Raw genomic sequence first — 7,192 nt, 5'->3', positions numbered from 1 at the left:
CGGCGGAAGTAGTGGTGGGACTGCCAGTGGTTTTCATGGCGTTAATTCCGTGAATAATGAGGTTGTTAAGACCGTGGTAATTAAGATATTCTTACCCTGCTACTGTGGATCCTCATAGCCATAATAATCATACTCCTAATCTTTACATTAATAAGTTCAAGGAGTTCTCTAATGAGAGTTAGATTGCTCAGTGAGGGGGGGAGGGAAAGGAGAGTTGAGAGGAGGCCAAAGGTTAGGACCGAGGTGCCGAGACCAAAGCCGGTGGAGAAGCCGCAGCAGGCGTTGCCGAGGATGGAACTACCCATTAATGGCCTCCCGGTACCCCCCCTAGGGGGGGTTGGGGGGGTGGTGGTAAGTTCATCGACCTCGGTATTGATAAGGATTTACCACTCACCTGGAGGGTTAATGATCCGTTGCCGTTCACGGTAAGTAATGGCGCATACCCTGAGCTGCACCCTGAGGGTGAGGTCGTAGGCAACGCATTGGTATTTCATAGCCCTGGCTGTCACGTGATTAGGGTTAGGGTTGGTAATGATATTGCTGAGTCTCATAAGATACTTATTGTTGAGGATTATGGGCAGGATATCATGAGTGCGTTTAGGGCTAACATGGCAATGCATGGACTTGAGGGCATTGAGAATAAGACACCTAGGGAGGTCTGCATGGAGTTGGCGAGTAGGGGGGGCCTAATGAGTGAGGCGAATTGTGAGTCCTGGGTGAGTCTCAGGGTGTTTGAGGCCGTTAGGTATGGTCATGTGGATATCGATAGGAAATCCTATGAGGACTTCATACGTGGATTAACAAAATTGAGGGATGCATTGGTCATGGGGGGGTGCCCAGCATGAGTCTACGCAGGTTGGGTAGGCACTACGGGGGGGTCAGGATCGGCATTGTAATTGCAGTACTCTTAATAGTCCTTGCCCTGGGTCCATCGATGACTAGCTATGCGCCATCACTATCATTATTTATTAAGTGGTTGATTAACGTAGTATTGTTACCACTCATTATCTACCTAGCCATTAGGTTAACTGGAGAGACTTTAATGACTAGGGCTGGCACGGCATTTAAAGCACTTGGCAGCGCATTAGTTGGTGTAGTGTCGCCAATCGTGCTTGCTTACCTATTCCTGAATGGTACGTTGGGTATAATCTCATACGTAATACACTTCAACAAGCTCCCAAGTATTTTTGCCGCATCATTCGTGATCATCGTTGGCGCCGTGATCATAAACTATGGTAGGGGGGGCTTTGGGGGGGAGCCCATTAAATCATCACTAAGGTACATAGGCTTTGCAGTACTTCTGTATGGAATTGCCTGGCTAATGGCCATAGCCTACGCACCGCTTGGTACACCATTTCTCTACGCATCAATTGGTTCAGCGTTGATGGGCGTGGCGATTCTCATCAGCCTGCACCCATCACTAAAACCCTTAGCTAGTGACTTATCGAGAGTTGCAAGGCCAATTGTGGCACTGCTCTTTGTTGTGGGTCTCATGGCGATGTTTGCACAAATACCGCAGTTAAGACCATACAGTGGTTACCTAACCATGATGTCGATGATCCTATTGGCCATTGTAGTGGTCATCATTGGTTACAGGCTCTATACCGCATTTTCAGGTATTGCGAGAGGATTGCTGAGAGGATCTATGAGCAACACGTTAGGGAATCGCCATTACTCGCTTCCAGTGAGGATGATGTATTCGTAAATGCAATCAATGACTTCATGAAGCGAGGCAGAAAGGAAGAATTGATAGCCTATGCTGCCTACGCCCTCGCCAACTGCGACATGGACTTCATGGAAATTAATAAAGCGCTAAGAGGACTTATGGATTACGAACCACCCCCCCAGTACGTAGGTATTTGGCCCTGGGAAAGGCGTAGTGTTGAGGAGACAGCCACGAAGGACGCTGAGGTAAGGAAACAATTGATTGCAGAACTTATGAAATTAATAACTTCGTGCAAGGCCACGTAAGGACTACACACTCAGGGTCTCGTGAACCTAACCCTCCTCCTCATCGTTACTGGGCCACTCTCATTAAATCTCTCCTCAAGCCATGGGTCGCCATTATCGTGATAACCAAACGATTCCCAATAACCAGGCTCGTTACTATCCATGATTATTAACTCACTAAGGTATTTGGCGCTTTTCCAGCCGTAGCGTGACGGCACGACAAGCCTCAATGGAAAGCCATGTTCCCTAGGCAATATTTTCCCATTCATTGCGTAGGCAATTATCGTTGTTTCCTCAAATAAGGCGTTCAATGGTAAGTTCGTGGTGTAACCATCGATACCGACGGCCATTACGTAGTCACCCCCCCTGGGCCTGGCAATATCCATTAAATACCTCGTTGGTATACCCCTCCACTCCACATTTAGCACGCTCCAACCAGTGACGCAGTGAAAATCAGTGACTAGGTCCACACAGGGTACTTTCGTGACTAATTCTATATACGGTATTTCAAACCCATTCTCAACGAGCCCCCCCGTCACCTTCAATCTATAGCTAATTACGTCAACATTCTCGGGAGGGTCGTAAACATCGTATATCACGAAACGAGGGATAACTCTTTGGTTTGGTGGTAATTCTCGTCTATAAACTAATTTACTGCATGTCCTACTCAATGCGGTCTTAAGGACATCATTAATCGCATTACTCACAGATTAATTGAAATGATTGCCATTAATAAGTCCTAGGTTTAGCTTTCACTGAGAATAACATTTCACTAATTTAATGGAAATACTTAAGTAGTTTAAAATAAGGCTAAGAAATATGGTGTTTTCTAAGAATCCGGTAGATGTTATTAGGGATAGAAAATTTTCGCAGGGTGAGGTTGCAGATTCGCTTAGGCTCGCTATTATGGCTGAACTCGATGCCATAAACCTATACCTGCAATTGTCCAGGCTTATTGATGATGAGAGGGTTAAGAGGGTATTTGAGGACATAGCTAAGGAGGAAAAGACGCACCTTGGTGAGTTTCTCACGTTACTTAAATCCTATGATCCTGAGCAGGTTGAGCAGTTAAAGGCCGGTTCAGCAGAAGTCGGTGAGCTAACGGGCATTAAAGCACCAGTAAATGACCCTAACAATGGTCAGAAGGTGTTAGGCTCGACTAATAATGCCAGTGATCCTCCGCCTGACGTAGTTTCATCATCAAACTTAAGTCCAGAGGAGCTTAGATACGTACAGGGTAGGATTAGGGAGGTTGCCAATGGTGTAAGGAGGTTTAGGAAGTACTTAACCGTTTATGAGGTTGGTCCTGGGCTCGATGCCGTGCCACTCGATGAGGTGATTATCAGTACTCCAATAACTGCGACCAGGTCCGTGATACCACTTAAGGAGTTAAGTGTGAAATTCTCAATTTCGCAAAGGCAGGTAGAGTACGCCAGAGCCAGGGGGGGTGAGGGGGGGGTTTACTCGGTAACCGCTGATCAGGCGGCTATTAGGCTTGGTTATGAGGAGGACTCAACAATACTTAGTGATATTTTGGGTAATCCTAAGGTTAAGTCAATGGGCGTCTCGTCATGGGATATGCCGGGTTCAGCTGTTAATGAAGTATCAAGCGCGGTTAATGCACTGTATAGTAATTATATACCTGAGCCGTACGTATTATTCGTAAGCCCTGGCAGGTATACAAAGCTCTTAATGGTTGTTGAGAAGACGGGTGTCATGGAATTAACGAGGGTTAAATCGCTAGTTAAGGATGTAGTAGTTATTCCCCAGTTAAGGGATGACACAGCATTGCTGCTGTCTACCCATCAGTCGGTCATCGACGTGGCCATGGGCATTGACACAGCATTGAATTACCTAGGCCCTGAGGATGGGGCTCACGGCTTCGTGCTGTGGGAAACACTGGCTATTAGAATTAAGGATCCCAGAGGCGTGATAGTTCTTAGGCAGGGCACTTAAGTTAAAGGTGTAGGGTTAGTAAATGGATAGTTAGAATTAAATACTTGCTACGGTTTCGTCTCCCGTGGGTTTCGTAAACCTATTAATAAATATATTTAACTATATTGGGATAATCGCCTTCGCCGCATCAGGTGCATTCAAGGCATATGAGAAGGATATGGACGTCCTCGGTGGGATCGTACTTGGTTCCTCAGTGGCCCTTGCAGGTGGCATAATTAGGGATGTACTAATTGGTATATTTCCACCGACGAACATCGTTTACATACCCTACCCGGCAACCGCGATAATAGCGTCATTAATAGCATACGTGTTTTACCCGTGTATTTCTAAGTACAAGAATGCCCTCATGTATGCAGATGCCATTGGCCTTGGTACCTTCTCAGCTGTGGGTGCTGAGATAGCTGTTGAGCACGGCCTTAATGTCCTTGGTGTGATACTTATGGCTGCCGTGACGGCCGCAGGCGGCGGCGTTATTAGGGATGTGCTGGCCGGTGAGGTTCCCACGATATTTCGACGGGACATCTACGCAACAGTAGCGATGCTTGGTGGCGTAATATACCTGGTGTTTAAGTCGCTGCTGGGTAGCGAGACTGCGGTTTTAGCCACCGCCGTCATTATAATAATTACTAGGTTCGTAATAATAATGAAAGGCCTTGATAAGGCATATGTAACAATACGCTTATCGACAGGTAATCCATCGGAGAGCATGAGAAGTACTGAGCAGAGGGGGGGGTCAATCCTCGTTCACGTTGATGCTTAATTCACGGGCCGTATTTATTAACTTATTAATACGGCTCCAGGACTTATCCCTAATTATCACCAAATTACCCATAAACTCGACATTTACACCTAACTTACTTATTGACGATTTTAATAATTCATAGGAATCCATGTCCATGACCATGACGTAATTACCCTCCGGATCTTTTCGACGACTTACGTTGAGCCCCCCCCTCACCCTCACCACTGGCGCTCACCCCTACCCCCCCTAAGGTCTTCTCCACGCTCTCTAGTGAGTACCCCCCCATGATCCTCGTTAGGCGTTCAAGTAACTTTTTCTTGAAGGTATCGCTTGTGGCCATTAACCTAAGCAGTGGCATGTAGTATAGAGATACCTCGGAGCTACTGACGTGGAGCTCTGTCCTAAGCCTATTGATTAGGGCATCCCTCATCTGCCTCATTTCCTTAGTCTTAGCCAGCAACCTAATTCTCTCCGGGAATGTTAACCTAACGAACCTAGCGAGGGGAGGCTTATTACGCACCAGCGCTACACCAACAGTCATGAGCTCAAGCATGTATGGCATTAATTCCCACTCCTGTGTCTTTGCAATCCTGCCTTTAACCACGTCAGATAGTGATAGGTTATCGAGGGCCTCACTAACGGCTTCGATGGACTTCGCATACACGGAGGGTATGTTATCCAGCACCCAGGGGGGGTAATAGCTTTCCCAATCAAAGCTTGGTAGGAACGTGACCGACCTGGCATCCTCAAATCTCCTTGCATGGAATACCTTGTCGAGTATCTTGAACATGTCGAATTGATGGGCTCTCTCAGTCACGGTAACATCATCCCTAGTCAGAACCCTCTTACCCTCAGCGGCCGCCTGTAAATCATTTATTGCAGCCCTAACATCACCACCCGACGCAACCGCAATGAGCTTGAGCGCATCCTCCTCACACTTAATACCCTCGGCGTTACATATCCTTCTTAGTATTGTCAATATATCCTCCTCACCAAGGGGGGGCTTTAGTTGAATAACCTCAGCCTCGTCCCTTAACTCCCTGAACTTGGGGGGGTCCCATGGGTTATTCGCAGTCATTATAATGGGCCACGTGGACTCCCTAATCAACTCCACAATAGCTGCTAATCCACCCCTATCTTCCCTAACGTTTAGTCCATCAACCTCATCGAAGAGTATAATCCTACCTTTAAAGCCGAAGAGCGAACCCATCTTCATTGAACTACCAATTACTTGCCTAATCCTCTCGCCAGTCCTAACATCACTTGCATTCAACTCAAGAACCTCGTAACCCCCCCTCTCATTAGCCAGGGCATAGGCAAGCGTTGTCTTACCGATTCCCGGTGGGCCGACGAGCATTACAGCCTTCCTGCTCGGCTTACCCTTCTCCCAGCTATTTATCCAATCAAGTAACGCCTTCTTAGCCTCCTCCTGATTAACGACTTCAGAGAGCCTCCTTGGGCGGTACTTCTCAACCCACGGTATTTTCTTGGACAATTTAATATCACCTCTTTTTAGCAGGTGCTTTGGCTTCCTTACTAGTTCCTAGTCCATACTTCTTGCCGATTAGCATGAGCCTTGCCAGGAACGCCGAGAGCTGTATTTCCTCATCAGAGCCCTCGGTAAGCCTATAATCAATGTCAGCGGCAACCTCGGCGATCTCAACCTTAGCCTCATCAGGGACATTAATAGCACCGCTCATTATTTGCCTTTGTATTACCCTCAGTATTTCAGTTCCTGATACACCGTGTTCGTACATTAAAGTCCTCAGTTTGTCCCTTGCATTAATAAAGTCGCCACTGAAAGCCGTATTAATTAGGTCAACAATGTCCTTAGGCTCTATGTAACCAACAGTCTTGTAAATGACCTCGGGCGTTATTTCCTTAGCCGTAGCCGCTGCGGCTTGTAGTGTGTTTATTGCCTTTCTCATGTCTCCCTGGCTTATGTCCCATACGGCCTCGAGGGCCTCATCAGTAACCTTAACACCCTCCCTCGAAGCAATCTCCCTAAGCCTACCAAGAACGGCATCCCTGGGAAGCGGTGAGAACCTAAACATGGCGCAGCGGGACTGTATTGGGTCGATAATCCTAGACACGTAATTGGCAATGAGTATGAACCTGGTCACGTTAGCGTACATCTCCATCATCCTCCTAAGGGCTTGCTGGGCATCCGATGTCATGTTATCAGCCTCATCAAGAATAATTAACTTATACGGTGCCTTACCCATCGGCGCCGTTCTTGCGAACTCCTTAACTCTCTCCCTGATTGTTGTTATACCCCTCTCGTCACTCGCATTAAGCTCTAGGGTATTCTCACGCCAGGCATCACCATAAAGCTCACGGGCAATGGCAAGAGCCATCGTAGTCTTACCAGTACCAGGAGGACCGTAAAAAAGCATATGGGGGGGCATATTACCCATCTTCAGGAACTGCTTAATCCTCTCCTTAACCTCCTCCTGATCAATAATATCATCAATCCTCGAAGGACGATACTTCTCCACCCAAATTAATTCTGCTATGGACATTACGGTATTAATGAAATAAATT

10 protein-coding genes are annotated in these 7,192 nt (G+C 47.0%); 6 read left to right on the top strand and 4 right to left on the bottom strand.

What is annotated here, in order from left to right; all coding sequences use genetic code 11:
• Positions 1–171: 171 nt before the first annotated feature.
• Genes JCM11216_RS11885 through JCM11216_RS11870 form a run of 4 tightly spaced genes read left to right on the top strand, consistent with a single transcriptional unit; the run spans position 172 to position 1,971 of the window.
• Positions 172–429, top strand: coding sequence for a hypothetical protein (locus JCM11216_RS11885; RefSeq protein WP_054854329.1), 258 nt, complete (start codon positions 172–174; stop codon positions 427–429).
• The gene (locus JCM11216_RS11880) at positions 414–845 is read left to right on the top strand and encodes a DUF4129 domain-containing protein (RefSeq protein ID WP_054854328.1); all 432 of its coding nucleotides are present in this window, start codon (positions 414–416) and stop codon (positions 843–845) included. Before JCM11216_RS11885 ends, JCM11216_RS11880 begins: the two co-directional genes overlap by 16 nt.
• The gene (locus JCM11216_RS11875; protein ID WP_243676216.1) at positions 833–1,705 is read left to right on the top strand and encodes a hypothetical protein; all 873 of its coding nucleotides are present in this window, start codon (positions 833–835) and stop codon (positions 1,703–1,705) included. Before JCM11216_RS11880 ends, JCM11216_RS11875 begins: the two co-directional genes overlap by 13 nt.
• Before the next feature lie 17 nt (positions 1,706–1,722).
• Positions 1,723–1,971, top strand: coding sequence for a hypothetical protein (locus JCM11216_RS11870; RefSeq protein WP_054854326.1), 249 nt, complete (start codon positions 1,723–1,725; stop codon positions 1,969–1,971).
• Positions 1,972–1,982: 11 nt separating this feature from the next.
• Here the strand turns inward: JCM11216_RS11870 and JCM11216_RS11865 are convergent, their stop codons facing one another.
• A complete protein-coding gene (locus JCM11216_RS11865; protein ID WP_243676215.1) occupies positions 1,983–2,657 on the bottom strand; it encodes a molybdopterin-dependent oxidoreductase in 675 nt (224 codons plus the stop codon).
• 112 nt (positions 2,658–2,769) lie between these two features.
• Between JCM11216_RS11865 and JCM11216_RS11860 the strand changes: the two genes are divergently transcribed.
• Positions 2,770–3,906, top strand: a complete 1,137-nt coding sequence (locus JCM11216_RS11860; protein ID WP_054854325.1) for a family 1 encapsulin nanocompartment shell protein — start codon at positions 2,770–2,772, stop codon at positions 3,904–3,906.
• Positions 3,907–3,970: 64 nt separating this feature from the next.
• The gene (locus JCM11216_RS11855; protein ID WP_243676214.1) at positions 3,971–4,666 is read left to right on the top strand and encodes a trimeric intracellular cation channel family protein; all 696 of its coding nucleotides are present in this window, start codon (positions 3,971–3,973) and stop codon (positions 4,664–4,666) included.
• Here the strand turns inward: JCM11216_RS11855 and JCM11216_RS19560 are convergent.
• From JCM11216_RS19560 to JCM11216_RS11845, 3 genes are read right to left on the bottom strand one after another with little or no spacing between them, the layout of a single operon-like run.
• Positions 4,640–4,873 (bottom strand): hypothetical protein, encoded by a 234-nt coding sequence (locus JCM11216_RS19560; protein WP_243676213.1) that lies wholly within the window; start codon positions 4,871–4,873, stop codon positions 4,640–4,642. The genes JCM11216_RS11855 and JCM11216_RS19560 overlap by 27 nt on opposite strands.
• On the bottom strand, positions 4,818–6,143 hold the full coding sequence (locus JCM11216_RS11850; protein WP_054854324.1) for a replication factor C large subunit: 1,326 nt from the start codon (positions 6,141–6,143) through the stop codon (positions 4,818–4,820). Before JCM11216_RS11850 ends, JCM11216_RS19560 begins: the two co-directional genes overlap by 56 nt.
• A 7-nt stretch (positions 6,144–6,150) precedes the next feature.
• Positions 6,151–7,164: a replication factor C small subunit gene (locus JCM11216_RS11845; protein WP_054854334.1), complete on the bottom strand. Its 1,014-nt coding sequence runs from the start codon at positions 7,162–7,164 to the stop codon at positions 6,151–6,153.
• Positions 7,165–7,192: the final 28 nt, after the last annotated feature.

Source organism: Vulcanisaeta distributa JCM 11216, assembly GCF_001315985.1.
GTDB lineage: Archaea > Thermoproteota > Thermoprotei > Thermoproteales > Thermocladiaceae > Vulcanisaeta > Vulcanisaeta distributa_E.
The sequence above is the reverse complement of the archived record's forward strand: the minus strand, read 5'-3'. Positions and strand labels throughout refer to the sequence as shown.

Coding starts and splice junctions, on each gene's coding strand:
- JCM11216_RS11885 (WP_054854329.1), top strand. CDS start 172: ATGAGAGTTAGATTGCTCAGTGAGGGGGGGAGGGAAAGGAGAGTTGAG.
- JCM11216_RS11870 (WP_054854326.1), top strand. CDS start 1,723: ATGAAGCGAGGCAGAAAGGAAGAATTGATAGCCTATGCTGCCTACGCC.
- JCM11216_RS11860 (WP_054854325.1), top strand. CDS start 2,770: ATGGTGTTTTCTAAGAATCCGGTAGATGTTATTAGGGATAGAAAATTT.